23 protein-coding genes and 1 pseudogene are annotated in these 26,213 nt (G+C 70.5%); 16 read left to right on the forward strand and 8 right to left on the reverse strand.

What is annotated here, in order from left to right; genetic code table 11:
* From PUR53_RS42570 to PUR53_RS42590, 5 genes are all read left to right on the forward strand, one after another.
* Positions 1–1,011: a CU044_5270 family protein gene (locus tag PUR53_RS42570; protein ID WP_329912111.1), complete on the forward strand. Its 1,011-nt coding sequence runs from the start codon at positions 1–3 to the stop codon at positions 1,009–1,011.
* A 181-nt stretch (positions 1,012–1,192) separates the two neighbouring features.
* Entirely contained in the window at positions 1,193–2,182 is a 990-nt protein-coding gene (gene dapD / locus PUR53_RS42575) for a 2,3,4,5-tetrahydropyridine-2,6-dicarboxylate N-succinyltransferase (protein WP_329899168.1), read from the forward strand.
* A gap of 104 nt (positions 2,183–2,286) precedes the next feature.
* Positions 2,287–2,511 (forward strand): hypothetical protein, encoded by a 225-nt coding sequence (locus PUR53_RS42580; protein WP_329899184.1) that lies wholly within the window; start codon positions 2,287–2,289, stop codon positions 2,509–2,511.
* Positions 2,512–2,685: 174 nt separating this feature from the next.
* Entirely contained in the window at positions 2,686–3,243 is a 558-nt protein-coding gene (locus tag PUR53_RS42585; RefSeq protein ID WP_329912174.1) for a SigE family RNA polymerase sigma factor, read from the forward strand.
* Positions 3,240–4,472 carry a WD40 repeat domain-containing protein gene (locus tag PUR53_RS42590; RefSeq protein ID WP_329912112.1) on the forward strand — a complete coding sequence of 411 codons (1,233 nt, stop codon included), beginning with the start codon at positions 3,240–3,242 and terminating at the stop codon, positions 4,470–4,472. The genes PUR53_RS42585 and PUR53_RS42590 overlap by 4 nt, the downstream gene beginning before the upstream one ends.
* 5 nt (positions 4,473–4,477) lie before the next feature.
* Here PUR53_RS42590 and dapA read toward each other — a convergent pair whose 3' ends face one another.
* Positions 4,478–5,395, reverse strand: coding sequence for a 4-hydroxy-tetrahydrodipicolinate synthase (gene dapA, locus PUR53_RS42595; RefSeq protein WP_329912113.1), 918 nt, complete (start codon positions 5,393–5,395; stop codon positions 4,478–4,480).
* 180 nt (positions 5,396–5,575) lie between these two features.
* Here dapA and PUR53_RS42600 point away from each other — a divergent pair, with 180 nt between their 5' ends.
* Both PUR53_RS42600 and PUR53_RS48445 read left to right on the forward strand, forming a co-directional pair.
* Positions 5,576–6,037 (forward strand): phage holin family protein, encoded by a 462-nt coding sequence (locus PUR53_RS42600; RefSeq protein WP_443078202.1) that lies wholly within the window; start codon positions 5,576–5,578, stop codon positions 6,035–6,037.
* Positions 6,034–6,195 (forward strand): annotated as a pseudogene (locus PUR53_RS48445) (DUF3618 domain-containing protein); the annotation flags it as partial. The gene PUR53_RS42600 and the pseudogene PUR53_RS48445, both read left to right, overlap by 4 nt.
* A gap of 753 nt (positions 6,196–6,948) precedes the next feature.
* Here the strand turns inward: PUR53_RS48445 and PUR53_RS42610 are convergent.
* Positions 6,949–7,992, reverse strand: a complete 1,044-nt coding sequence (locus PUR53_RS42610; RefSeq protein ID WP_329899189.1) for a YihY/virulence factor BrkB family protein — start codon at positions 7,990–7,992, stop codon at positions 6,949–6,951.
* A 111-nt stretch (positions 7,993–8,103) separates the two neighbouring features.
* Here PUR53_RS42610 and PUR53_RS42615 point away from each other — a divergent pair, with 111 nt between their 5' ends.
* The 3 genes from PUR53_RS42615 (at position 8,104) to PUR53_RS42625 (ending at position 10,496) form a co-directional block, all read left to right on the forward strand.
* A complete protein-coding gene (locus tag PUR53_RS42615; protein WP_329899190.1) occupies positions 8,104–8,814 on the forward strand; it encodes an antibiotic biosynthesis monooxygenase in 711 nt (236 codons plus the stop codon).
* Positions 8,815–8,983: 169 nt separating this feature from the next.
* Positions 8,984–9,712 (forward strand): ArsR/SmtB family transcription factor, encoded by a 729-nt coding sequence (locus tag PUR53_RS42620; protein WP_329912114.1) that lies wholly within the window; start codon positions 8,984–8,986, stop codon positions 9,710–9,712.
* Between the two features lie 40 nt (positions 9,713–9,752).
* Positions 9,753–10,496, forward strand: coding sequence for an SRPBCC family protein (locus PUR53_RS42625; protein WP_329899192.1), 744 nt, complete (start codon positions 9,753–9,755; stop codon positions 10,494–10,496).
* A gap of 23 nt (positions 10,497–10,519) precedes the next feature.
* Here the strand turns inward: PUR53_RS42625 and PUR53_RS42630 are convergent, their stop codons facing one another.
* Positions 10,520–12,343 (reverse strand): endonuclease/exonuclease/phosphatase family protein, encoded by a 1,824-nt coding sequence (locus tag PUR53_RS42630; RefSeq protein ID WP_329899193.1) that lies wholly within the window; start codon positions 12,341–12,343, stop codon positions 10,520–10,522.
* A 444-nt stretch (positions 12,344–12,787) separates the two neighbouring features.
* On the opposite strand from PUR53_RS42630, the gene PUR53_RS42635 reads away from it, so the two are divergent.
* The 5 genes from PUR53_RS42635 to PUR53_RS42655 all read left to right on the forward strand — a co-directional run bounded on the left by PUR53_RS42635 (position 12,788) and on the right by PUR53_RS42655 (position 19,539).
* Positions 12,788–14,284, forward strand: coding sequence for a hypothetical protein (locus PUR53_RS42635; protein ID WP_329912115.1), 1,497 nt, complete (start codon positions 12,788–12,790; stop codon positions 14,282–14,284).
* 361 nt (positions 14,285–14,645) lie between these two features.
* Complete coding sequence (locus PUR53_RS42640; protein ID WP_329899195.1) at positions 14,646–16,121, forward strand: alkaline phosphatase PhoX; 1,476 nt, start codon at positions 14,646–14,648, stop codon at positions 16,119–16,121.
* A gap of 110 nt (positions 16,122–16,231) precedes the next feature.
* Positions 16,232–17,443 carry an LAGLIDADG family homing endonuclease gene (locus PUR53_RS42645; RefSeq protein ID WP_329899196.1) on the forward strand — a complete coding sequence of 404 codons (1,212 nt, stop codon included), beginning with the start codon at positions 16,232–16,234 and terminating at the stop codon, positions 17,441–17,443.
* 351 nt (positions 17,444–17,794) lie between these two features.
* A complete protein-coding gene (locus tag PUR53_RS42650) occupies positions 17,795–18,496 on the forward strand; it encodes a GntR family transcriptional regulator (protein WP_329899197.1) in 702 nt (233 codons plus the stop codon).
* A 23-nt stretch (positions 18,497–18,519) separates the two neighbouring features.
* Positions 18,520–19,539, forward strand: coding sequence for a 1-aminocyclopropane-1-carboxylate deaminase (locus tag PUR53_RS42655; protein WP_329912116.1), 1,020 nt, complete (start codon positions 18,520–18,522; stop codon positions 19,537–19,539).
* Positions 19,540–19,613: 74 nt separating this feature from the next.
* On the opposite strand, the gene PUR53_RS42660 is transcribed toward PUR53_RS42655, so the two are convergent.
* Entirely contained in the window at positions 19,614–20,822 is a 1,209-nt protein-coding gene (locus PUR53_RS42660) for a TerD family protein (RefSeq protein WP_329899329.1), read from the reverse strand.
* Between the two features lie 255 nt (positions 20,823–21,077).
* Between PUR53_RS42660 and PUR53_RS42665 the strand changes: the two genes are divergently transcribed.
* Positions 21,078–21,956, forward strand: coding sequence for a thermonuclease family protein (locus tag PUR53_RS42665; protein ID WP_329912117.1), 879 nt, complete (start codon positions 21,078–21,080; stop codon positions 21,954–21,956).
* A 39-nt stretch (positions 21,957–21,995) separates the two neighbouring features.
* Here the strand turns inward: PUR53_RS42665 and PUR53_RS42670 are convergent, their stop codons facing one another.
* From PUR53_RS42670 to PUR53_RS42685, 4 genes are read right to left on the reverse strand one after another with little or no spacing between them, the layout of a single operon-like run.
* Positions 21,996–22,985, reverse strand: coding sequence for a zinc-dependent alcohol dehydrogenase family protein (locus PUR53_RS42670; protein ID WP_329912118.1), 990 nt, complete (start codon positions 22,983–22,985; stop codon positions 21,996–21,998).
* Positions 22,982–23,818 (reverse strand): carbohydrate ABC transporter permease, encoded by an 837-nt coding sequence (locus PUR53_RS42675; protein WP_443080431.1) that lies wholly within the window; start codon positions 23,816–23,818, stop codon positions 22,982–22,984. Before PUR53_RS42675 ends, PUR53_RS42670 begins: the two co-directional genes overlap by 4 nt.
* A complete protein-coding gene (locus PUR53_RS42680) occupies positions 23,815–24,753 on the reverse strand; it encodes a carbohydrate ABC transporter permease (protein WP_329912120.1) in 939 nt (312 codons plus the stop codon). Before PUR53_RS42680 ends, PUR53_RS42675 begins: the two co-directional genes overlap by 4 nt.
* The gene (locus tag PUR53_RS42685) at positions 24,750–26,117 is read right to left on the reverse strand and encodes an ABC transporter substrate-binding protein (protein ID WP_329912121.1); all 1,368 of its coding nucleotides are present in this window, start codon (positions 26,115–26,117) and stop codon (positions 24,750–24,752) included. The genes PUR53_RS42680 and PUR53_RS42685 overlap by 4 nt, the downstream gene beginning before the upstream one ends.
* Between the last annotated feature and the right edge of the window lie 96 nt (positions 26,118–26,213).

Here is a 26,213-nt window from a genome sequence, read left to right on the forward strand (position 1 = left end):
ATGGAGGAGCTGATCGACGAGGTGACCCGGGTGCGGGAGCTGCGCGCCGAGGTGCCGGCCCCCGACCGCGCCCGCCTCGCCCCCGGCCGCGCCCGGCTGCTGCACGCGGCCGGGACGGACCGGCGGTGGCACCGGGTGTGGGCGCGCCCCAGGTTCGTGATCGTGGGGGTGGCGGCGGCCGTCACCGCGGTGGCGGTGGCCGCGTCGCTGCTGGTGGGGAGGGACGACACACGGGGTTTGACGACCCCGGCGACCCTCACGAACGCGGACTTGAAGGGGATGACCGCGGCCGAGCTGCTGGAGCGGGCGGCGGAGGCGGTGGAGGGGCGACCGCCGGTCGCGGAGCCGCGGGCGAAGCAGTGGATCTACACCCGCCACGCGCTCGAATACACGCCGGTTCTCGCGAAGAGCCTGTCGGACGGAGGCTTCTCCGACGAGAGATGGATCCGGTACGACGGCGGGGAGATGGCCTTCCTGGATGCCGAAGTCGAGAAGCAGAAGCCCAGGATGATCGTCGACGAGACGGACATGGAGAACGAGGCCGAGAACGGCACGGAGGAGGACGACGGGCGTTCCCCGCGCGAGATGTACCGCCTCCTCGTCTCCCTGCCCCCCGACGCGCAGGGCGTGCTCACGGCGCTTCGCAGAGAGAATGCGGTACCGGACGCGCACGGCAGGGACCGGACCCACGCCGACTACATGGAGATCTCCGGCCTGCTGGGTGCCCCGATCAAGCCGCCCCAGGGGTTGGCGGGCCTCTACCGCGCACTCGCCACGCTGCCGCACCTCGACGTGGTCGACCGCATGGTCGAGGACGCGGCCGGGCAGCGGGCGATCGCCCTCCGCTACAGCGGCAACGACTCGGGGGACGAACGCGTCGAGCGGGAGTGGCTGATCGACCCGGTGACGTACGAGGTGCTCGGCGACCGGATGCTCCAGAACGGGAAGATGGTCTCCGGCAAGGCGTTCGTCGTCGCCGTCGTCGTCGACAGGCCGGGCGAACGCCGCTGACCCCCCACGGTGTACGGACGGCCCGCCCCACGGGGGTGGGCGGGCCGCCCGGCGCCGTGGGGCGGGCCGTATGTCCGCCGCACGTAGGTCCGCCGTACCGTATGTCCGCAAAGTGCCCGGCCCCTGAGACGCCCGCGCCGCGGGTTGGCCTGTGTGGCCCCCTCCCGGTTAGGTTGCCCTCATGACCGACACGACTGCTCCTCGTACCACCGGCGCCGTGGCCGCCGGCCTCGCCACGATCGCCGCCGACGGCACCGTTCTCGACACCTGGTTCCCCGCGCCCGAGCTCGCCGCCGAGCCGGGCCCCTCCGGCACCGAGCGGCTGACCGCCGAGCGGGCCGCGGAGCTGCTGGGCGGTGGCGCGACCGCCGCGATCGGTCAGGACACGCGCCGGGGTGTCGAGGTCGTCGCGGTCCGCACGGTCATCTCCTCGCTCGACGAGAAGCCGATCGACACGCACGACGCCTACCTGCGCCTCCACCTGCTCTCGCACCGCCTGGTCAAGCCGCACGGCCAGAGCCTGGACGGCATCTTCGGCCTCCTCGCCAACGTCGCCTGGACCTCGCTCGGCCCGGTCGCCGTGGACGAGCTGGAGAAGGTCCGCCTCAACGCGCGTGCCGAGGGCCTGCACCTCCAGGTCACCTCCGTCGACAAGTTCCCGCGCATGACGGACTACGTGGCCCCCAAGGGCGTTCGGATCGCCGACGCCGACCGGGTCCGGCTCGGCGCGCACCTCGCCGAGGGCACCACGGTCATGCACGAGGGCTTCGTCAACTTCAACGCCGGCACGCTCGGCACGTCGATGGTCGAGGGCCGGATCTCCGCCGGTGTGATCGTCGGCGACGGCTCGGACATCGGCGGCGGCGCCTCCACGATGGGCACGCTCTCCGGCGGCGGCAACGTCATCATCTCCATCGGCCAGCGCTGCCTGATCGGCGCCGAGGCGGGCGTCGGCATCGCGCTGGGCGACGAGTGCGTCGTCGAGGCCGGCCTCTACGTCACCGCCGGCACCCGCGTCACCATGCCCGACGGCCAGGTCGTCAAGGCCCGCGAACTCTCCGGCGCCTCGAACATCCTCTTCCGCCGCAACTCGGTCACCGGCACGGTCGAGGCCCGCCCGAACAACGCGGTCTGGGGCGGCCTGAACGAGATCCTGCACAGCCACAACTGACCCCGTAAGGGTTGCTCGGCGTGACCTCGTCGTGGGGTTGGCAGATGAACTGTCGGACGCAGTGTCCGATCAGTGGCCGAAACGATGAGATGAGGGGCCGAGGGATGAGGAACGACCGGGCGGGGACCGTGGCGCGAGTGGGCATGGCAGGGCTGGCCACGGTGCTGCTGTGCGGGGTGTCGGCCGGAGCCGCGCACGCCGACGAGACGAACAAGGCCTCGCACAACGGTCCCCGGATCGGACTCGTCAACGTCGGTCAGGTCGACGATCCGATGGAGGACGTGCTGGAGCACACCCTGCTGTTCGGCGACGGGTACCGCTGGGGCTGACCGGCACGGCACGGCCGTCACACGGCCCGGGGCCCGCGCGCGTTCACACGTGTGCGGGCCCCGGACCCGTTTCCCGGCACTTTCTTCGTCGGACTGGCATAGCGGTGGGCCTGGCGAGGCGTCTCATGGGACACAGGGCGGACACAGGGACCGCCGGGGGAAGAGAAGGTGACGATGGATGCCGCGGGGCAGGAGAGTTTCCGGGAATTCGTGGCCGGGCGGTCGTCGGCACTGCTGAAGACGGCCGTGCTGCTGAGCGGCGGGGACCGGCACGCCGCCGAGGACCTGCTGCAGAACGCGCTGATCAAGGCAGCCGGGCGCTGGCAGCGGATCGACGAGCCGGAGGCGTACGTACGGCAGATCCTCTACCGGCAGCAGGTCAGCCGGTGGCGGCTGAAGTGGCGTCGGCGGGAGCTGACCGTCGCCGAGCCGCCCGAGAGCGGCGGCGCCGTCGACGGGGTGGCCGGTGTGGAGCTGCGGCTGGTGATGCGCGGGGCGCTGGCCCGGCTGACCGCCCGGCAGCGGACCGTGCTCGTGCTCCGCTACTTCGAGGACCTGCCGGAAGGCGACGTGGCGCGGATCCTCGGGTGCTCCGTGGGGACCGTCCGGTCCACGACCCACCGCTCGCTCGCCCGCCTGCGCGAACTCGCGCCCGAACTGGCCGCACTCGGCCCCGCAGCGGTCGAGCAGCAGCCGTCCCGTGACTTCTCGCCCGTGGAGGTGCGTCCGTGAACGTCGACGAACTCGTGCGTGACGCCCTGCGTGAGCAGGCCGCCGAACAGCCGTCCCTGGGGGCTGACTTCGCCGAACGGGTGCTGACCGTCCGGCGCCGCCGCCGGACCCGCGCGATCGCGGGCACCGCCGCCGCCACGGCCGCGGTCGTGGCCGTCGCGGTGGGCGTGCCCCTGCTGACGACCGATGGTGGGGACGAGGTGCGGCCCGCCAGCGAGATGAACAAGAGCGACATCATCGGTCACCCCAACCAGTCGCCGCCCCGGAACATGATCGCGGCGGGCGACACCGCGCTCTCCGCGTTCTATGTGCGCGAGGCGGTCAAGCAGCCGGGCGGGGACATCGTCAACACCCGCGTGTACGGCCTCCTCGACCAGAAGACGGCCGAGTACCGCAAGACCAAGTGGGCCTTCCTGGATGTCGCACCCGGTATGCGCACCGCGGCCGTACTGGAGGGCGAACTGCCCGCCAGAAGAATCGGGCTGCTCGACATGATCACAGGCAAGGTGGACCGCTGGATCCCGGTGGACCACGGCGTCGCGTCCGTCGAATTCTCCCCGGACGGCACCAAGCTCCTCGCGACGACGTACTCCAAGAACCCCGACCGCAACTTCGCCGACCACCCGCAGAACGTCAACGGCAAGGAAGTGCCGGGCCCCGTCGCCAGCCGTACGGGGTTCTCCGTCGTGGACGTGGACTCGGGTGAGGAGACCTGGCACAAGGCACCGCACTGGAAGGACGAGTGGGGCTTCTTCTACAACAGCCGGGACGACATCGAGTGGAGCCAGGACGGCCGGTCCGTCTTCTCGGACATCGGGGAGAAGCCGTTCCGGCAGTACTACGACCTGAAGGGCGACAAGATCGATGTGCCCGCCGCTGAGAAGTACGTGAACTACGCGGAGGCCGGTCTGTCGCCCAACGGGAAGCTGATCGGGGGCGAGTTCGCCGGAGAGGGGGAGAAGATCTCCTCCGCGATCGTCGACTCGCGCACCGGCAAGAGGGTCACCACCGTGCCGGGCCAGCAACTCCTGGCCTGGGCGGACGACGAGCGGGTCATCGCCTGGGGCTGCGACCCCAAGAGGTGCAGCGGCAAGGGTGAGTTCCGCAACCAGCTCATCCTCCTCACGATCGGCAGCGACAAGGTCGTCCAGCTCAGCGGGTTCCGCAAGGCTTCAGCCGACTACCCCGGCCGCTGGGTCCCGGTGTTCACCGAGCGCTGGGCCGACTGACCTTCCTACCTTCCTACCGGGTGGCCGGAGCCGACCAGTTCCTCGTACGCCGCCAGCAGCCCGTCGGTCACCATCTGGCCGGCGGGCCGCAGCGGTGCGCGGACCGGGCCCGACGGGAGACCGAGCCGGCCGAGGAGCGCCTTGGCCGTGACGGAGCCCGGCAGGCCGCGGGCCATCATCAGCTCGGTGAGCGGGACGGCCAGCCGCTGGAGGCGGGCCGCCTCGCCGGTGTCGCCCGCGTCGAACGCGTCGAGGATCGAGCGGAAGTGCCGGGGCACCGCGTTCGCGACCGTACCCACGTAACCGGACCCGCCGAGCGCGTACAGCGCGAGAACGTACTCGTCGCAGCCGGTGTAGTACGCCAGCTCCGTCTCGGCCAGCACCTTCTGGGTGCCGAGGAGGTCGTACGCGCAGTCCTTCACCGCCACGATCCGGGGATGCTCCGCCAGCCGGATCATGGTCTCCGGTTCGATGCGGGTACCGGTGCGGCCGGGGATGTCGTACAGGGCGACGGGCAGCCCCGAGGCGTCGGCCAGCTCGCGGAGGTGGGCCTCGACGGCGTCCTGCGGAGGCCGGCTGTAGTACGGCGTGACCGCCAGCAGGCCGTCCGCGCCCGCCTTCTCCGCCGCCAGCGCCAGCTCCACGGTGTGCCGGGTGTCGGCGGTGCCCACCCCGGCCACGATCGCGGCCCGCCCGCCGACCGCCGCGCGCACCGCGCGGACCAGCTCCGCCTTCTCCGTGTCCGTCGTGGTCGGCGACTCGCCCGTCGTACCGGACAGCACCAGCCCGTCGCACCCCTCCCGCACCAGCCGGTCGGCCAGCCGCTGCGCCCCGTCGAGGTCGAGCGCGCCGGACGCGGTGAAGGGCGTGACCATCGCGCAGAGGGCGCGGCCGAAGGGGGCGGGGCGGTGGATGCGTGTCATGGGGGTAGTCTCGGCGGGCTCATTGTGAAGCTCCACTTAATTCTTCTACGAGATATTGCGAAGCATCGCTACAGGCGGGGGCGCCGCCTGCCCCGCCGTGGCAGGACGCGCTGGTGACGCAGGGGTAGCGCGGGCCGGTGCGGGTACTCGGGGCGTCCCGATGTGTGAGGAGGCGACACCGTGACCGGGACCACCGAGACCAGGCCCACGCGATTCGTGCGCTCTGTGCGATCTGCGCGTCCGGGGCCGGTAGAACACGATCATCACTCCGTGGGCGAGCTGGTGGGGCAGGCCACCGAACAGCTCTCCCTGCTCGTACGACAGGAGATCGCCCTCGCGAAGGAGGAGCTGGCGGAGAAGGGGCGGCGCGCGGGGCGCGGCGGTGGGCTCCTCGGCATGGCCGGGGCTGTCGCCTACGTGGGGTTCATGACCCTCGCCGGCGCCGGGGTCGCCGCGCTGTCGCTGGTGCTGGACGTATGGGCCGCCGCGCTCATCGTCATGGCCGTGCTGTTCGTGATCGCCGGTGTGCTGGCCGCCATGGGGCGCGCGCAGCTGCGGCGGGCCACACCTCCTCGGCCGGAGCAGGCGCTCGACAGCGTCAAGGCCGACGTGGACGAGATCAAGGGGAGGGCTCGGCGATGACGCACGCATCCGGTACGGCCGGTGCTTCCGGCGGCGAGACCAATGGTTCGGTGGGCGCCAAGGGGCCCGACGAACTGCGGCGGCAGATCGAGCAGACCCGGGCGCAGCTCGGCGACACGGTCGAGGAACTGGCCGCCAAGGCCGATGTGAAGGCGAGGGTGCACTCGGCGTGGGAGCGGGTGCCGAGGGAGGCGGTCGTCGTGGGCGGTGCGACCGTGGCGGTGGCGGCGGGGGTGCTGGCCTGGCGCCACTACCACGAGTGACTGCCGGCCCACATCACGCCTCGCTCCAACTGCCCTGCCCTGCCCTGCCCGCCCACCCACCCGACTCGCCCCGCTGACAAGCCCAGCCTGAAGACCCCCACGGCCGCCTGACCGCCACCCGCACCGAGTACCCGGCGGGCTCGGTGCCGCCGGGGCGGGACGGAGGCGGTGGGGCGGGCGGTGCTGGGCGCTGAGACCCCCCGACTGGCCCGCTGGGCTGTGGGTATGCGGGACGCCGGAGGGGGCGGGTTGTGGGTCTGGGCGGCCACATGGGAGCGGCAGGGTTGGGGGTCGGTGCTGGGCGCTGTGGCTGGCCTGCGGCGCTGTGGTTCGGGTTGGCTGTCGGAGGGGTGCGCCGAGGCAGGGCGGGGCGTGCCGGCCGGTAACGACGCGGACCCCGCCGTCACCTCACGGCCCGCGCTGCCCGCGGCCCGCGCTGCCCGCGCCCCGCGCTGCCCGCGCCCCGCGCCCTGGTTGAGCGCGGCGTGCTGCGGCTGTGGACGGGGATGCGCTGCCTCGACGGCTGTCGGCGCACCTGCAGCGGTTTCCGGTTTCCCTCTCCGGTCCACGGCTTGGGTGCGTTTCGCCGCGTGGCGCTCCTCGGCCCCCGGCTCCTTGGCCCCGGCCCCCCGGCCCCGCCCCCTCCCCTCACTTCTCACCCAGCGACTCCGGCCCGGCCGTCGTTCGGCCGTGGGATTCCCGTAGGGCTCGTAGGCGGGGTGGCCAGGTGCGGGTGTCGCGGGGTTCTACGTAGGGCTCGTCCGTGGGGGAGCGGCCGTCGACGATGGCGCGTTCGCGGGAGAGTTCCGCGTCGAATTCGAGGCCCAGGAGAATCGCAAGGTTGGTGAGCCAGAGCCAGATGAGGAAGACGACGGCTCCGGCGAGCGTGCCGTAGGTCTTGTTGTAGGAGCCGAAGTTGGCCGCGTAGACGGCGAACCCCGCGGACGCGGCGAGCCAGATCAGCGTGGCGAGGACACCACCGGGGCTCACCCAACGGAAGCCCCGGCCACGGACGTTGGGCGCGGCCCAGTACAGCAACGCGATCATCAGCGTCACCAGCACCAGCAGGACCGGCCACTTGGCGATGTCCCACACCGCGATGGCCGCGTCACCGAGCCCGATCGTCGTGCCCGCGCGTTCGGCCAGCGGACCCGTGAAGACGACGATCAGCGCGCTCGCCGCCAGCATCAGCATCAGCACGAGGGTCAGCACGATCCGCAGCGGCGTGAGCTTCCACACCGGGCGGCCCTCCGGCAGGTCGTACACCGCGTTGGACGTACGGATGAACGCCGCCACGTATCCCGACGCCGACCACACCGCCGCCAGCAGGCCGACGATCGCCAGCACCCCGCCCGTACCGCCGCTGTCCCCCAGTTGGACGACCGCGTCCCGCAGGATGTCCCGCGCGGGGCCCGGGGCCAGGTCGCCGACGTTGTCCAGGATCTTGTCGGTCGCGCGCTGCCCGACGACCCCCAGCATCGACACCAGCACCAGCAGCGCGGGGAACAGCGACAGGACGCCGTAGTACGTCAACGCGGCCGCCCGGTCGGAGAGTTCGTCGTCCTGGAACTCCTCGACCGTACGCCGCACCACCGCCCACCACGAGCGTTTCGGCAGCCCCGTGGGACCACCCTCCCCGCCAGTCTCCGGCGCCTTCCCCACCCGCTCGGCCTCCGGCCGCTTCTCGTCCATGAGCGGGCGGGTCTCCCGAAACCGGGCCCCGAATCGCGGACTTGACCTGAATCTTGGTTGAGGTTGAAAGGTGGTCATGCATCCACCGAGCACCGATCTTGGGAGAGTGGCATGACCCGTCGTACGGACCTCCATCCCGTCCTCGACCGCACCGATGTAGGGGCGTCCCTCTTCAGCACCTGGGAGGTGGGCACGCCCGAGCGGCAGCGGCGGACCGTCGAGGCCATCGCCGACACCTGGGAGCGGCGGCCGTGGCCGGCGGCAGGGCTGTTGGGGTACTTCGTCTACACCGCCGAGGACGGTTCCGGTCTGCTGCACCACTCGCAGTGGGCCGACGAGCAGGCGTACGAAGCCTTCGTCAAGACGCATCGGCAGGAGCGCAACGACGCCATCGACACCGCCGTGCCCGGGATCGAGCGGGTGGGCCTGGCGCGCTATCGGCGGTACCGCAGCCTCACGGGCGGCGAGGGGCGGCCCGCGCGCGTGCCGGGGTGTGTCGTGATCGTCGACGTCCGGTTCGACGGGCCGGACCCGGCGCGGCAGCGGGCCTGGGTGGACGCCGTGGAGGAGGCGCTCGCCGCCGAGCCGGACGCGCACCCCGGCGGTATCTCCGCCCACTTCCACCTCGGCACCGATGGCACCCGCGTCCTCAACTACGCCGAGTGGGAGACCGCCCGGCACCACATCGACGCCCTTGCCGCACCCGGCGACGGCGTCGGCTCGCCCTCACCGCTCTGGGAGCGCGTCCAGAACTGGCCCGGACTGCTGCGGACCGGCTCCGTCAAGCGGTACGAGTACGCCCTCGGCCTCGTCCCCGACTGAGGCCGGAGGCTCTCTCCTGCACCGCCCGAGTTCCGACCGACTCCCGACCGGCTCCCGCCCGACTCCCGCCCGAGTCCCGACTGGCTCCCGGCCACTCGCGGGCGGCCCGCCGCGCACCGAAAATTCCAACAGTCTGGACAAAAAAAGTTGTCGGTGAGACGGTGGAGTCATGTTGGACGTCACCGTGATCGAGGACCCCGAGGCAGCGGCCGTCTCGCTGGATCCCATACGCGCCCGGCTGCTCGCGGAGCTGGCGGCCGGGCCCGCGTCGGCGGCGATGCTGGCCGGGAAGGTCGGGCTGCCCAGGCAGAAGGTGAACTATCACCTGAGGGCCCTGGAGAAGCACGGCCTGGTCGAGCTGGCGGGGGAGCGCCGCAAGGGCAACGTCACCGAGCGGCTGATGCGGGCCACCGCCGCGTCGTACGTGATCTCACCGCTCGCGCTCGCCGCCGTGCAGCCGGACCCGGACCGCTTCCGGGACCAGCTCTCCGCGCGGTGGCTGCTGGCGCTCGGTGCCCGGCTGGTCCGGGACGTCGGATCGCTGATCACCGGCGCGGCCAAGGCCCGCAAGCGCCTCGCGACCTACGCGCTCGACGGCGAGGTCACCTTCGCCTCGGCCGCCGACCGGGCCGCGTTCGTCCAGGAGCTGACGGCCGGGGTGAGCGCGCTCGTCCGCAAGTACGACGCCCCCGACGCCCAGGGCGGCCGGGGGCACCGGATCGTCGTGGCCGTCCATCCGACACTCAAGCCGCAGCCCGCCGATGAGCCCGGCCGGTCCGTCGACGAGCCGGACCGGCTTGCCGATGAGCCAGAACCATCCGCCGACGAGCCGGACCGGTCCGTCGGCGAGCCCGACCCGTCCGCCCTTCCCGTCCGACCCGAACCGCCCTTTCGTTGAGACCCGTTGAGACCCGTTGAGACCCGCTGAGGAGCCTGTCATGCCCAAGGAATTCGAGATCGCCCGTGAGTTCGAGGTCGACGCCACCCCCGAGGAGGTGTGGGAGGCCGTCACCGCCGGAACCGGCGGGTGGCTGTGGCCGATGGAGGCACCCGAGCCGCGGGTCGGCGGCAAGGGGCCGTTCGGCTCCGAAGTCACCGTGTGGGACCCGCCGCACCGCTACACCAACCGCGTCGAGGACGTGGAGGGGATCTCCGAGCAGACCCTCAACCAGCTCGACTACACGATCGAGCCGCGCGACGACGGCCGGCGCGCCTGGGTGCGGTACGTGCACAGTGGCGTCTTCGTCGACGACTGGGACAACCAGTACGACGGCGCCGCCAAGCACACCGTCTTCTACCTGCACACCCTGCGTCAGTACCTGACGCGTTTCGCGGGCCGGAAGATCAGCGCGTTCGCCACCTTCGACGGACCCGAGGCGTCCGGCGGCGCCGACGCGCTCACCGTCGTGGGGCGGGCGCTCGGCCTCGCGGACGACACCTCCGAAGGCGCCCGTGTCCAGGCCGAGGGGCCCGGCGGGCAGCGCTTCGAGGCCGTCGTCGACTATCGCGACCCGTACTTCATCGGGCTGCGCACCGACGACGCCCTCATCCGGTTCTTCGGCCGCAACCACTGGGGCCACGTCGTCGGCATGAGCGTCCACGACTTCGCGCCGGGCGCCGACGTGGAGGCCGACGAGACCGCGTGGAAGGGCTGGCTGAACGGGGTGTTCAGCCAGCCCTGAGAAACCACTGCCTGCCGCGCCCGTTACGGCTTGAAGCGCAGCACCTGCGGGTCGTGGTCGCTGATCTGGTCGTTGAACTCCGCGTTGGTGTGCACGCTGTCGTAGGTGAACTCGCACGAGCGCCGGATCGAGGGGCTGATCAGGATCTGGTCGAGGACCTGCGTGTTGCCCTGGAAGACGTAGGAGTAACGCTCGCTCCTCGGCAGCGACTTGACCGCCGACCACAGGGCGCCGTCGTCCTCCAGCAACTCGGTGGTCCTCGAGAACTCGAAGTCGTTGATGTCGCCGAGGGTGATGACGTCCGCGTTCTTGTCCTTCGCCAGAATCTCCTTGACGAAGGTGTTCACGGCGGTCGCCTGGAGGTGGCGCTGGGTCTCCGAGCTCCGCTTCGGCGGCTGGAACTCCGAGTGCAGCGACTGGTCGCCGCCCTTGGACGCGAAGTGGTTCGCGATCACGAAGACGGACTTGCCGCGGAAGGAGAACTCGCCGACGAGCGGCTTGCGGCTGTTCGTCCAGGCGGCGTTCGCCGGGTCGATACGGCCGGGGGAGACCGTCAGCCGCGCCTTGCCGTACGCCTTCGTCACCCCGACGGCGGTCGTGGCGTCGCCGCCCGCGCGGTCGGTGAAGGAGACCCGCTCGGGGTTGAACAGGAAGACCTGGCGGATGTTGCCGCCGGGCTCGCCGCCGTCCGCGAGGTTCACCGGGTCGATGGACCGCCAGTCGTACGTCGGTCCGCCGGCTGCCGCGATGGCCTCGACCAGCTTCTTCACCGTCTGGTCGGCCGCGACCGTACCGTCGTTGGTGGCGCCGTTGTTGTCCTGGATCTCCTCCAGGGTCACGATGTCGGGCGACTGGAGGTTGTGCACGATCGCCGCCGCGTGGTCCGCGAAGGTGGCGTCCGAGGGGTCCAGGTTTTCGACGTTGTACGTGGCGACCGCCAGCTCGCCGCGTCCCTGCCTGCGGGTCGTCTCGCGCTCCAGGCCGCCCTGCTTCAAGGTTCCGAGCTGGTTGGCGACGAGCGTGTAGCCACCGAACTGGTTGTAGTCCAGCGGGCCGGCCGTCGTGCCGCCCAGGACGTCACCGACGTTCGCCTTCGGGAAGTCGGCGACCGCGCCGAGCGACTGGATCTGGATACGGCCGGTGTTCTGCGAGGAGTAGGAGCCGTACACCGTGCCGCCGCGGCGGTTGGCGTTCTCCAGGGGCTTGACGGTGACCCACAGCTCGGTGAACGGGTCGGTGGCGCCCACCACGCGGGCGTCGGCGACCTGGACGTTCATGCCCTCCAGGGACTCGTAGAAGTCCAGGGCGTACGTGGCCGGGGCGAGCTTCAGGCCGTTGACCGAGCCGCCGGCGGCGGTGTCGCCGGTCGGGGCGTACCGGCTCGGCACCGACCTGGCGTTCACGACGGTCGCGGCCGGGACGGCGTTGCCCGTGGAGACCACGGTGATCGTCGGGCGGGTGATCTGCGTCACGGACTGGTTTCCGGACGAAGTGCCGCCCGGCACGAACTCGGAGACAGTGCCCGCGACGGTCACCGCGTCGCCCACGGAAACGGTCGGCCGGGAGCTGGTGAAGACGAAGACGCCCTCACTCGTGGCCGGGTCGGCGTCCGCCCGGGTGTCCTGGATCCAGAAGCCGCGCGAACCGTACGTGCGGACGCCCGTGACGATCCCCTCCACCCCGGTCACCTGCTGACCGGCGAGCGGGGACGTCCGGGTCGTGCCCTGGATGTCGTGGATGCGTATGGAGTCCGCCTCGGCGGGCGAGGTCAGGACCACGGCGGACACCGTGGAGCAGATGGTGGCGACGGTCAGCGCGCCGATGCGCGCGGTTCTCTTGCTCGGCAAGGGGATCCCTCCGGGGACGTACGTGAGCGCCGGGACGAGAGTGGACGGGGGGTGGCCTGCGACCGGTGGGGCGGTGCGACGCGCGTAGAACTCCGACGGGCACCGAGGGATCCGGTGGACCCGGACGGTCGCCTCTGTGGGCGGCCCTGGAATCCGCCCAGAGCTACCCGCGAGTTTCTACGCGCGTCAATCTCCTGCCTGCTCAGGCCAGTTGTCAAGGTTTCAGCCACACCCGACTCCTGGCAGGTACATGAACCGGGCGGCATGGGTTCAAATCCGTCTAGGCTGAGCGGCTGCGTACTCGTACGCGTATCGCTCACGGGCGACGTCCCCCGGCGGCCCCGAACCGCTCGCCGTCGTACGTCACCATCTGTGCCGATGTTCCGAATCTGTTCCGACGTTCCGATGTTCCGACGTTCCGATGTTCCGAGGAGATCCCCGCCGATGTCAGACAGCTCGCCACTGCCGCCGGTGCGGCTCCTCCCCGAAGCGGAGCTGGCGCGGGAGGCTCTCGCCACGCCGCTGCTCTCGCGCGCCGCGCGGCTCGCCCGCTGGGCCGGCCCGGACACGCGGGTGGGCGCCGGGGGCGAACTCGTCGAGGAGCAGTTGCCCGCGGCCGCCGAGGTGCTCGGGCTCAGTGGCGCCGATGGTGTCGACGGGGCCGGCGGGGGCGACGGTGTCGATGGGGGCGACGCGGCGGCCCTCGCGAGTGAGGCGTGGCGAGTGGCCGTCGACACCGGGCTCGTCGAGATCGTGGACGAGGAGGCCGGGACGGTCGCCGTGGGCGAGGACCTCGCGCTCCTCACCTCGGGCGGACCGCAGGACGTGCTCGGCATCTGGCTGACCGCCCTGGAGACCACCCTCGCCGACGCGAGTGTGCCCGACCTCGACGGCCTCGTGGAGGCCATGGACACCGGCGGCGAGATCGACTTCTCCGAGCTGGACTGGGACCCCGAGGCCGAGGCGGAGTTCCTCGACGGGGTGCTCGGCAACCTCTACCTCCTCACCGTCAACGAGGACGGCCCCGACGGGCCGGTGCCGCTGCCCGCCCTCGCCGCGTCGATGATCGTCCCCGACGACATGGGGGAGCCCACCAACGACGTCCTGGAACAGGTCTCGGACGCGATGATGCGGCTCGACGACCAGTTCCGGGTGCTGGAGCCGATCGGGCTGGTGGAGTACCAGCCGGTGGACGAGGCGCTGATGACGGACGCGGAGGAGGTCGCGGCCGCCGCCGAGGGGGCGGGGGCGCCTGCCGTCGACGACACCGATGTCACCCGGTACGGCATGGTCCGGCTCACCCCGCTGGGTCTGTACGGGGTGCGGGCGCGGCTCCAGGAGGCCGGCGTGGTCGCGCCCGCCGTGGGGGACCTCGTCGACAAGGGCGCGGACGTGCTCCTCGACGGCACCGCCGGGTTCCCGCCGGGGGCGGCCCAGGCCGAGACCGAGCAGTGGCTCGCGCGGCGTGAGTCGCTCGACGCGGCGCGGGAGCTGCTGGCCGCCGCGCGGGGCTCCGACCCGGGGGCGCCGTTGCGGCGGCTGCGCTGTCAGCAGGCGCTGTCGCTCGTGGGGGCGGTGGCGGAGCCGGCCCTCCGGGACGTCCTGGACGACCCCGAGCTGGGTGGGCTGGCCCGGGTGTGGCTGACCGAGCGGGGTGCCGGGGATGTGCCCGCGCCGTCGGAGGCGATGGTCTTCTGGCTCACCATCGACACGGTTGCCGCGCAGCTGGCCGCGGAGGGGAACTCGGCGGAGTTGCGGGCGCTGGTCGAGGGGTTGGCGGCGCAGCACGGGTCGTTCTTCGCGGCGGCGTGGCGGGTGGATCACCCTGCCACACCGGATGTGCTGGAGGCGATGGGGAGGATCCACCCCGACAAGAAGGTGGCGAAGGAGGCACGCAAGGCGGCGTTCAAGGCACGGTCGCAGATGGGGCCGGGGGCTTGATGGGGTGGGGTGCGGGTGCGGGTGCGTGGGCGGGTTCGGGTGCGTGGGGCTTCTCGCGCCGTTCCCCGCGCCCCTAAAAGAACAGGCCCCCTGCGGGCCTGAAAGACCACGGCCCTGCGGGCCCGAAAAGCATGGGGCGTAGCCCCATGCTTTTCGGGGGCGCGGGGAACGGCGCGAGAAGCCCCACCGGACCCGCGGCCGCCAACCCACACGCACCCCCGAGTCACCGGGCGCACCCGTCCCCACACAGGCACCCCCGAGTCATGGGGTGTTCAGTCGGTGTTCAGGCGGGAGCGCGAGCGTGTGGCGCGACAGTCAGGGTCCGCCCCCCACGGTCAGCCCACGCCACGCAGGAGACAGCATGTCGCTCACCCGTAGGGACTTCGCCAGACGATCCGCGGCCACCGGAACCGGTGTCGCCCTGGCCGGCAGTGTGGGCGCCCTCGCCACCGCGCCGAACGCCCTCGCGTCGACGGACCAGGACACCGGAGCGGACCGCGACGCCACAGCGGACGGCACCGAGCGCGGCGCGGACCGCCACCGCGGCGTCGGCTACGGCCCCCTCGTGCCGGACCCCGACGGCATCCTCGCCCTGCCCGCGGGCTTCACCTACCGGATCCTCACCCACAGCGGGAAGACCAAGCTGGAGTCGGGCGAGTACACCCCGGGCAAGCACGACGGCACCGCCGCCTTCCCCGGCCCCCGCGGCACCACCCTCCTCGTCAACAACCACGAGCTGAAGGGCCCCCGGGCCAACTGGGAGTTCCCGGTGCCGCTCACCGAGGGCCTCGTCTACGACCCGGCGGCCGCCGGCGGCTGCACCGTGGTCGAGGTCCGGCCGGACGGACGCGTCGCCGAGTGGGTCGGCATCGCGGGCACCTCCACCAACTGCGCGGGCGGCAGCACCCCCTGGAACACCTGGCTCACCTGCGAGGAGAACTCCGACCGGGCCGGCGTCAACGGCATGACCAAGGACCACGGCTACGTCTTCGAGGTCGACCCCTGCGACCGCCGCGCCAACCGCGCCCCGAAGCCGCTGAAGTTCTTCGGCCGCTACGACCACGAGGCCGTCGTCATCGACCCCAAGCGCGGCCACGCCTACCTCACCGAGGACGCGGCGGCCCCCAACGGCCTCTTCTTCCGCTGGACCCCGCCCAAGGGATTCACCTACGGCCCCGGGAAGTTCCGTACCCTCGCCGACGACGCGGGCGTCCTCCAGGCCCCCCGCTGCTACGACTCCGGCGGCCGGTTCGTCGACGACCTGTCCCGCGCCACGCGGATCGGCACGGTGTACGGCGTCGACTGGATCGACGTCCCCGACCGCGATGCCAAAACCGTCGCCGTGCGCAAGCAGTTCACCGACACCGAGATCACCCGCGCCCGCAAGCTGGAGGGCATGTGGTGGGGCGACGGCGGCGCGTACATCGTCTCCTCGTACGCCCGGGCCGAGAGCCCCGGTGCCGCGCACGACGGCCAGGTCTGGTTCTACGACCCCAAGCGCCGCACCCTCACCCTGAAGGTCCTCCTCGGCGTCAACCCGGACCCGTCCGTCGACGGCGCCCTCGACGGCCCCGACAACATCACCGTCTCCCCGTACGGCGGCATCGTCCTCGCCGAGGACGGTGAGGGCGTCTCGCACCTGTTCGGCGCCACCGACAGCGGCCGTACGTACCCGATCGCGCGCAACGACCTGAACATCGGCACCGAGGAGGAGCCGGAGTACAGCGAGTTCGCCGGCGTCACCTTCTCGCCCGACGGAAAGACCCTCTACGCAAACATCCAGACCCCGGGAATCCTGCTCGCGATCACCGGTCCCTGGAAGCGGCAGAAGCGGTAGTGGCGTCGGGTCCCCCGATCGAGTGGCTCTGATCGAAGACCCTGAGCACCTCTCCGTCTCGACATAGCGTTTGGGCATCGTACTGATGGCCGTTCGAGACGGAGAGGATCATGGACAAGGAACTTCGGGGCGGCATCTCCGAAGGTTCTCGCGTGTGGCTTCCGGATGGCTCGGCAAGACCGATCGAGGAAGTGGTCGCGAAACGTCTTCCTGTGTTGTCGTACAACAAGGAGTGGGACACCAGACCAGTTCGGTACGGAGCCAATCAAGGGTCACGTGACCATTCGGTCGGCGAACTTACCAGTGTCGTGCCGAGTACTTGGTCCGGTAGCGTTCTGCGCGAGGCATACAGCATCAGATTCGTATCTGGACGCATCATCGAAGTGAGCGGTGATCAGCCGTGGGTGACACAGCGACGAAAGGGGCGTCAGGCATGGGAATGGAAGCGGACTGACGCTCTGGCTACTGGAGACCGGGTACCGCTTCCATTGGCTGCTGCTTACTTCGGAAACGAGGGAGATGCTCGCGAAGGGTACTTCGTTGGAGCGATGCTCGGCGATGGTGGAATGACTTCGTGTACTCCTGAGTTCCACGGTGACCCGTGTGACGGAGTCGCAGCGTTCATGCGGGACTTTGCCTCTGAGCATGGATGCGGTGTGCGTGAAACCCCGAATGGTTCGATCGTGCGCATGCGATTCCCGTTCAGGTCAGGGTATCGGAACCCCATTACTGAATGCCTTCGTCGCTACGGTGTGTGGGGTCAGCGGTGCGACCGGAAGTCTTTGCCCTCTTATGCGTTTAGCCGTGATTTCTGGCTCGGATGTCTCTCGGGGCTCATCGACACCGATGGCTGTGTGCGGGAGAGGATCAATCCGCGAGGTACGGCGCATGGCTCCGTCGAGTACGCCACAGTATCGCCAGAGTTGGCGACTCAGGTTTCCGATGCCTTGTTGCGCCTCGGCGTTGCCAGTCGGTTCACTGTCGTCGAACGGCGGCGCAGCGGGAATCATTCCATCAATGGCCTTCGGATTGAGAGTCGTCGCCCGATCTGCATCGTCGAAGTCTCGCGAGCGACAGCGCTGGTCCGTCTTGCCGGTCTTTTGGAGCTTCGTATCGGATACAAAGCTCGCAAGTTGCAGCGACTGGCCCAGCTGGTCGGCCACGTAGCTCCGGCGTGCAGCGATATGCATGGCTACGACGAAGCTGTGGCCTTGGACAGAGTGAAGACCATTGAGTCGATTGGTGTCAAAAGCGTTCATGGTGTACTGGCATCTCCCTCTGGCTTGTTCGTGGTCAACGGCCTTGTGCTAGGCGCCAGGTAACGGCTGGTACGCGGAACGGCCGCGTACCAGCCAGAGAGCGACATTCTTCGTGCAGCTCCAACGGGATGCCTCCTGCAGCCGCTGTCAGCAGGAGGATGAAGCAAGCGGCATTCTCTGATGCCGTGACGTGAAGCTCAAGCATGGAGACCTACCTGGGCGTCTTTGGCGGAGGTCCTCATGTCTGAGATCAAGACGAGCCTGCCAGGCTCTGCGCACCAAACATGGGTGTATCGCTCGCCGCCACACGAACTGCATCCGCGCGGCCTGGTTCTGGAGCTGTTCCATGGCCGGGAGGCGCAACGCTTCTGCCCCCCTTGTCTGAACTTCACACTGACATCTAACATTTCAGTCATGGAGGCCATACGACCGGTCGGGCGCACCCTTCTCAGGGACCGTGCCTACCAAGCCATCCGGGACGCCATCGTGGCCGGGGAGATCGAGCCCGGTGCGGTGGTGCGCGACGCCGAGCTCGCGGAGTTGCTGGGGCTGTCCCGGGCGCCGGTGCGGGAGGCGTTCTCCCGGCTGGTCGACGAGGGGCTGCTGGAGACCAAGCCGCAGAGCTACACACGGGTCACGGCCGTCGTGGCCGCCGATGTGCGGGACGCGGCGGCCGTGGTCGGGGCCATGCACGAGCTGGCCACCCGGATCGCCGTGCCCCGGCTGTTCGCGGCGGACGTCGAGACGATGCGCTCGGCCAACGAGCGGTTCGCGGCGGCCGTCCGCACCGGCGACGTGGACGCCGCCCTCGTCGCCGACGACGAACTCCACGACGTCCTCGTCCGCGTCAGCGGCAACCGCGCGGCCGCCGCCACCATCGCCCGCTACACCCCGCTCATCCGCCGCCTGGAGCGCCGGCGCTTCGGCGAGGGCGGCAACTGCCGCTCGGCCGGCCTGCACGACCAGCTCATCGAGGCCTGCGCGGCCGGCGACACGGACGAGGCGGTCCGCGTGACGGCGGAGATCTGGCGGGGCCTCGCGGCACTCGTCGACGAGGCCGTCGAGGGATCCGCGGGCGAGGCCGTCGACGGGCCCGCCCTCGAAGCCGACCACTGACCCACTCCACTCCAGGAGGACCCGTGTCCCTTTCTTCCTTCGCGCGCTATCCGCTCCTGTTCGGGCCCTCGCCGGTGCACCCCCTGGAGCGCCTGACGGCCCACCTGGGCGGGGCCTCGGTCTGGGCCAAGCGGGAGGACTGCAACTCCGGTATCGCATACGGCGGCAACAAGACCCGCAAGCTGGAGTACCTGGTCGCCGACGCGCTCGCGCAGGGCTGCGACACCCTCGTCTCCATCGGCGGTGTGCAGTCCAACCACACCCGCCAGGTCGCCGCCGTCGCCGCTCGCGCCGGGCTCAAGTGCGTGCTCGTGCAGGAGAGTTGGGTCGACTGGCCGGACGCCGTCTACGACAAGGTCGGCAACATCCTGATCAGCCGACTGGCCGGCGCCGACGTACGGCTCGTCCGGGCCGGCTTCGGCATCGGCTTCAAGGAGAGCTGGGAGCTGGCGCTCAGGGAGGTCGAGGAGAGCGGCGGCAAGCCCTACGCCATCCCGGCCGGCGCCTCCGACCACCCGCTCGGCGGCCTCGGCTTCGCCGGCTGGGCGTACGAAGTCGCCGAGCAGGAGCGGGAGTTGGGCGTCTTCTTCGACACGGTGATCGTGTGCTCGGTGACCGGCTCGACGCAGGCCGGCATGGTCGCCGGTTTCGCCGCGCTGGAGGAGGCGGGCGGACGGGCGCGCCGGGTGATCGGCATCGACGCCTCGGCCAAGCCGGCAACCACCCGTGAACAGGTCGCGCGCATCGCCCACAACACCGGGCAACTCATAGGTCTCAAGCGGGAGTTGACCGTCGCGGACGTCGAGCTGGACGAGCGCTACCACGCCGGGATCTACGGGGTCCCGGACGACGCCACCCTGGTCGCCATGCAGCTCGCGGCGCGCACGGAGGGCATGGTCACCGACCCCGTCTACGAGGGCAAGTCCATGGCCGGCATGGTCGACCTGATCGAACGCGGCGAGATCGCCCCGGACTCCACCGTGCTCTACGCACACCTCGGCGGACAGCCGGCGCTGAACGCGTACAGCGGCGTGATCCAGTGACGCCGGGCGCCTTCCTGAGCGGGACGCGTTCTTGAGCCGGGCGCCCTACTGGGCGGGGCGCCCGGCGATCTGTCTCAGAGGGCCTGGGCCGCCGGCTTCACCATCCCCCTGACTGTGCGGGACTTCACGAAGTCGCCCATCGCGGTCATCTCCCACTCGCCGGAGAACTGCTTGATCAGCTTGGCCATCATCACGCCGGTCTGGGCCTCGGCGTTGGTGAGGTCGAAGCGGACCAGTTCCTCGCCGGTCGCGGCGTCGAGCAGACGGCAGTAGGCCTTGGCGACCTCGGTGAACTTCTGGCCGGAGAAGGAGTTCACGGTGAAGACCAGTCCGGTGACGTCCTGGGGGAGCCGGCCGAGGTCGACCACGATCACCTCGTCGTCGCCGCCGCCCTCACCCGTGAGGTTGTCGCCGGAGTGCTTGATCGCGCCGTTGACGATGGACAGCTTGCCGAAGTAGCAGCTGTCGATGTGGTTGCGCTGGGGGCCGTACGCGATGACCGACGCGTCCAGGTCGATGTCCTTGCCCCGGTACGCCGGCTCCCAGCCGAGGCCCATCTTGACCTGGGAGAGCAGCGGGCGGCCGCCCTTGACCAGGGAGACCGTCTGGTTCTTCTGGAGGCTGACGCGGCCCTTGTCCAGGTTGATCTTCCCGGCGCCGGGTGCGGGCGGGGCCGGAGGGGCGGGGGGCGCCGGGGGCGCGGCGACGCGGGGGTCCATGGCCGGGGGCTGCGGCGCGGGGGCGGGCGGGGCGACGGGCGGGGCGACGGGCTGCGCCGGGGCCGGGGCGGGCTCCTCCACGGTGACGCCGAAGTCCGTCGCGATGCCCGCGAGGCCGTTCGCGTACCCCTGGCCCACCGCGCGGGCCTTCCAGGCGCCGTTGCGCAGATAGACCTCCACGATCACCAGGGCCGTCTCCGTGCCCAGCTGCGGCGGGGTGAACGTGGCGATCACCGAGCCGTTCGCCGCGTCGCGGATCGTGGCCGTCGGTTCGACGCCCTGGAAGGTCTGGCCGGCCGCGTCGGGGCTGGCCGTGACGACGATCTTCTCGATGCCCGGGGGGACGGCCGTGGTGTCCACCGTGATCGAGTCGGGGGTCGTGCCGCCGCCGGAGCGGTACGTCACGCCCGGGCCGCTCGGCTGGTTGTAGAAGATGAAGTCGTCGTCCGAGCGGACCTTGCCGTCGGCGGTGAGCAGCAGGCCCGAGACGTCGAGCCGCACGGGCGCGGCGACGTCCACCGCGACGCGGGTGACGGGCAGCGGGATGTTCGAGCCGGGGGTCATAGCGGTCATGCCGGGTGAACGATTCAAGCCGCTTTACCGTTCCCTTACCGTCCGGGTTGGGGCCGTGTGGGTGGGGGTGGTGCGGCGAGGGCTCCGCGGAGGGCGGGACGGATCCACGGCCGGGCCCCCTCTCCATGATCAGTTCTCCCGGAAGGGCCGGTTGGAGTCTTTTGTCCTAGTTTGGGACATGCATCCGCGTGTGCGCTGTCCGTGGGATGCATACCCACAGTGACGTCCGTGAGGAAAGGTGCCGCCATGGCCATGCTGCTGATCAGAGGAAGGTTCAAGGTCGAGGGGGGTGCCAAGCCGGACGGGGACACGCTCCCCTTCATCCCGGACGACGTGGATGACTGGAAACTGGTCCCTGGGGACACACCGATCGTGCCCAAGGCCGACGGGCGCGCGAGTATCCGGCTCGAAGGGATCGACGCCCTGGAGACCCACTACGGCGAGGAGCCGCACGTGGAGCACCAGCCAAGGGGTCTCGCCCACGCGGCCGCCGACCAACTGCTGAAGTTCCTCGACTTCAAGACCGTTCTCCGGGACGACGACGAGACCGTCGCCACCGTGCCGGACAGCGTGCCCGGCTGGATCCTCACCCGGGGCGCCGACACCTACGGCCGCTGCGTGGGCTTCGTCGGCAAGGGCACCCCGCCCGTCCACAGCGGCTATTGGACGGGCGTCGACGAGGACCTGCTGAAGCGCACCGCCAACCACCGCCTGCTCCTGCTCGGTCTTGCCTACCCGACCTTCTATTCGGGCCTGCCCTTCCACCTGCGCGAACTGCTCGCCGAAGCCGCGGAGAAGGCGATAGCGTCCGAGGTCGGTGTGTGGAAGGTCGACAGGACTCTCGACGGCGTGAAGGTCCTGGGAATGGCCTCCCTGACGGACGACAAGACCGGCGTGGTGATCCTGCCGAAGCTGTTCCGCCGCCTGAAGGACTACCTGGATTTCGCGGGCCCGGCACCCTCCCTGGCCTGCTTCCGCGCCTTCCTGGCCGGAGCCCAGGACGAGTACCGCCTCCCGGACTCCGGCAGGCTCCACCGGGGCCTGCACCACATCGTCGAGGTCACCACCGACAACACGGTGAAGATGACCCGCCCGTGCAAGGACATCGTCTTCGTGGAGAAGTGAGCGGGCGACACCGCCGGACCCGCGCCGGGCGGGGTGCCGTCAGGGGATCACCACGATCTTGCGGCCGATGCCCGAGGCGAACTGGTCCAGGGCCTGCGGGTACTGGTCCAGAGGGAGACGGTCGCTGATGAAGACGTTCGGGTCGAGGACGCCGGTCGCGAACAGTTCCGCCGCGCGTTCGAAGCTGTGCAGGACGGCCATGGAGCCCGTGATGGTGATCTCCTGGTTGTAGATGCGGTAGGGGTCGATGGTGACCCGGGTCGCGTAGTCGGCCACTCCGAACTGGAGGAAGGTGCCCGCCTTGGCCACGCGGTCCAGGCCGTCCTGGATGGCGGCGGCGTTGCCCGTCGCGTCGATCACCACGTCCCAGCCCTGGGGCCGGTCCAGTTCGTCGGGCCCCGCCGCCGCCCCCGAGACACCCAGCTGCCGCGCGGTCTCCAGCCGGGCGGGGTTCACGTCGACCACGTCCACGCTCGCCGCGCCCGTCCGCTTCGCGAGCTCCAGCATCATCAGACCCATCGTGCCGGAGCCGTAGATCAGGACATGGGCGCCCAGGCGGGCGCGCAGGACGTCGTAGCCGCGTACGGCGCAGGACAGCGGTTCCACCAGCGCCGCGTCCTGCGTACGGACGTGCTCCGGGAGCCGCACGCAGTTCGCCACCGGCGCCACCGCGTACTGTGCCGCGCCCCCCGCCGTGGTGACCCCGATCGCGGCCCAGCGTTCGCAGAGGTTGTTGTGGCCGGTACGGCAGTAGCGGCACTCGTGGCAGTACAGGGACGGGTCGACGGCCACCCGGTCGCCGAGGGACAGTTCGGTGACGCGGCCGCCGACGCCGACCACCTCGCCCGCGAACTCGTGGCCGGGCACGATCGGCAGCTTCGGGGCGAACTCGCCCTGCAGGATGTGCAGATCGGTGCCGCACAGGCCGCACGCGGCGACCTCGACGACGACCTCGCGGGGGCCCGGTGTCGGGTCCGGGACCTCGGCGACGACGGCCTTGCCCACGGACTCGATGACGGCGGCCTTCATTTGACGGCTCCCAAGGAGAGGCCCTGGACCAGCTTGTCCTGGGCGGCGAACCCCGCGGCGAGCACCGGCAGGGAGATGACGAGCGACGCGGCGCACACCTTGGCCAGGAACAGGCCCTGGCTGGTGATGAAGCCGGTCAGGAAGACGGGGGCGGTCTCCGCGACGACGCCCGTCAGTACGCGGGCGAACAACAGTTCGTTCCAGCTGAAGATGAAGCAGATCAGGGCGGTCGCGGCGATCCCCGGGGCCGCGATGGGCGCCACTACGCGGGCCAGGACGGTCGGCAGCCGTGCGCCGTCCAGCTGCGCGGCCTCGATCACCGCGACCGGGACCTCCGCCAGGAAGGACTGCATCATCCAGACGGCGATCGGCAGGTTCATGGAGGTGTAGAGGACGACCAGCAGCCAGATGTTGTCCAACAGGCCCGTGTTCTTGGCGAAGAGGTAGAGGGGGAGCAGGCCCGCCACCACCGGCAGCATCTTCGTGGAGAGGAAGAAGAACAGGACGTCCGTCCACTTCTTCACCGGCCGGATCGACAGCGCGTACGCCGCCGGGAAGGCGAGAAGGAGGACCAGGAGCGTCGACGCCAGGGACGCCACCGTCGAGTTGATCAGGGCGGGCCAGGGGCTGGCCCCGCCGCCCATGCCGAAGAACTCGCGGTAGCCGTCGAGGGTCAGGGAAGCCGCCCAGGACGGGGGGTTGGTCGCCGCGTCCGGCTCCGAGTGCAGCGAGGTCAGGACCATCCAGGCGATGGGGAGGAAGAAGAGGAGACCGAGCAGCCAGGCCGCCACGCCCAGGCCGATTCCCTTGTGTTTCATGGCAGTCGGCCTCATGAGCGGCCCACCTCCTCGCGGAACAGCGACGACACCACGCGCAGGGCGAACGTCGCGATGATGATGGAGCCGATGACGACCAGGACACCCGCGGCCGAGGCGAGGCCGTTCTCGTGGGCCTGGTAGAAGGTCTGGTAGACGGTGTACGGCAGGTTCGCGGTGCCCAGGCCGCCCGAGGTGATCGTGAAGACCGCGTCGAAGTTCTGGACGATGTAGATCGAGCCCAGCAGCGCGCCCAGTTCCAGGTAGCGGCGCAGGTGGGGGAGCGTCAGATGGCGGAAGATCTGCCAGTCGCCGGCCCCGTCGACCCGGGCCGCCTCGATCTGCTGGTGGTCCCTGGACTGCAGTCCCGCCAGCAGGATCAGCATCATGAACGGCGTCCACTGCCACACCAGGGAGGCCTCGACCGCGAGCAGAGGTGTGTCCGAGATCCAGTCCGGCTGGGGGCCGCCGACGTAGTGCAACAGGCCGTTGAACAGGCCGTATTCGGGGTTGTAGAGGACGTGCTTCCAGAGCAGGGCCGCCGCCACCGGAACCACCAGGAAGGGGGCGATGAGGAGGGTGCGGACGATGCCCCGGCCCCGGAATTTTCGGTCGAGGAGCAGGGCGAGCCCCAGGCCGAGGACCAGGCTGGCGAGGACCACGGCAACCGTCAGCAGGATCGTCGTCCACACCGAGCGGCGCAGGTCGGGGTCGGTGAGGACCTCGGCGTAGTTGGCGAGGCCGGCGAAGCCGCGGGCGTCCGGGTAGAGGGAGTTCCAGTCGAAGAAGGAGATCACCAGCGTGGCCACGAACGGGAGTTGGGTCACGGCGATCATGAAGATCAGGGCGGGCAGCAGCGGCGCGCGGGTGGCCCAGGCCCGCAGCCGGGCGTTCGGCCGGCTCTCGGTGCGTACGGGGGTCACCGCCGCCGGCGCTGTCGTGGTCGCGGTCATCGTCCCTCGTACTCCTCGGAGATCTGCTCGGCGAGCTCCTGCGACTTCCTCAGGGCCGACGCGACGGACTGGCGTCCGGCGATGGCCGCGCTGATCTCCAGGGAGACCTTGGTGCCGAGGTCGGTGAACTCGGGGATGCCGACGAACTGGATGCCGGGCGCGGGCCGCGGCTGCACCCCGGGGTCGGTGGGCCGGGCGCCCTCGATGGCCTCGCGGGTCATCTCCTGGAAGGCGGCGGCCTCCTCGCGGTAGTCGGGGTTCGCGTACGTGGACTCCCGCTTGCCGGCGGGGACGTTCGACCAGCCGATCTCGTCGCCGACCAGTTCCTCGTACTCCTTGCTCGACGCCCAGGAGACGAATTTCCAGGCCTTGTCCGGGTTCCGGGAGGCCGCCTGGATCCCCCAGGCCCAGGTGTAGAGCCAGCCGGAGGACTCGGTCCTCTCGACGGGCGCCGGTACGTAGCCGACCTTGCCCTTCACCGGGGAGTCGGCCGCCTCCAGGGAACCGGCGGCGGACGTGGCGTCGTACCACATGGCGACCTTGCCCTGGGTCATGTTGTTGAGGCACTCGGCGAAGCCGGCCTGGGCGGCGCCGGACTCGCCGTGCTCGCGCACGAGGTCGACGTAGAACCTGGTGGCCTGTTCGAACTCGGGGGAGTTGAGCCGTGCCTTCCAGTCCTTGTCGAACCAGGTGCCGCCGAAGGTGTTCACGACGGTGGTGAGGGGTGCCATGACCTCGCCCCAGCCGGGCAGTCCGCGCAGACAGATGCCCTTCATGCCGTCCTCGGCCCCGTCGGCCTTCGCGGCGAGGTCGGCGACCTGTCGCCAGGTGGGGCGGTCGGGCATGGTGAGGCCCTGCTCGGCGAAGACGTCCTTGCGGTACATCAGGAAGGACGACTCGCCGTAGAACGGCTCTCCGTAGAGCTTGCCGTCGTCGCCGGTCAGGGACTGGCGCATCGGCTTCAGGATGTCCTGCTGGTCGAAGGCCGGGTCCTTCGCGACGTAGGGGTCCAGCTCCTCCAGCCAGCCGTTGCGGGCGTAGATGGGGATCTCGTAGTTGCTGAGCGTGGCCACGTCGTACTGGCCCGCCTGGTTGGCGAAGTCCTGGCTGATCTTGTCGCGGACGTCGTTCTCCGGCAGCACGGTGAAGTTCACCTCGATGCCGGTCTCCTTGGTGAAGTGCGCGGCGGTGAGCTTCTGCAGCTCCTGCATCTGGGGGTTGTTGACCATCAGCACGTTGATGGCGTCGCCGCCGGACCCCGCCCCGCCCGCCCCGGTCCAGCAGCCGGAGAGAAGCGGGGCGAGCAGCGTCCCTGCGGCGACCGCGGCGAGTGCGCGCGGCCTCCGTCGGCTCGGGATTCGCATGGATCGCTCCTGGAGGTATGGGGAGAAAAGGGTCTCTTCGAGGCAAGGGGAAGATGGAGTGGGGTGGGGTGGAGTGAGGTAGGGAGGGGAGGGGGG

Source organism: Streptomyces sp. SP18BB07 (genome assembly GCF_036322545.1).
GTDB lineage: Bacteria > Actinomycetota > Actinomycetes > Streptomycetales > Streptomycetaceae > Streptomyces > Streptomyces deccanensis.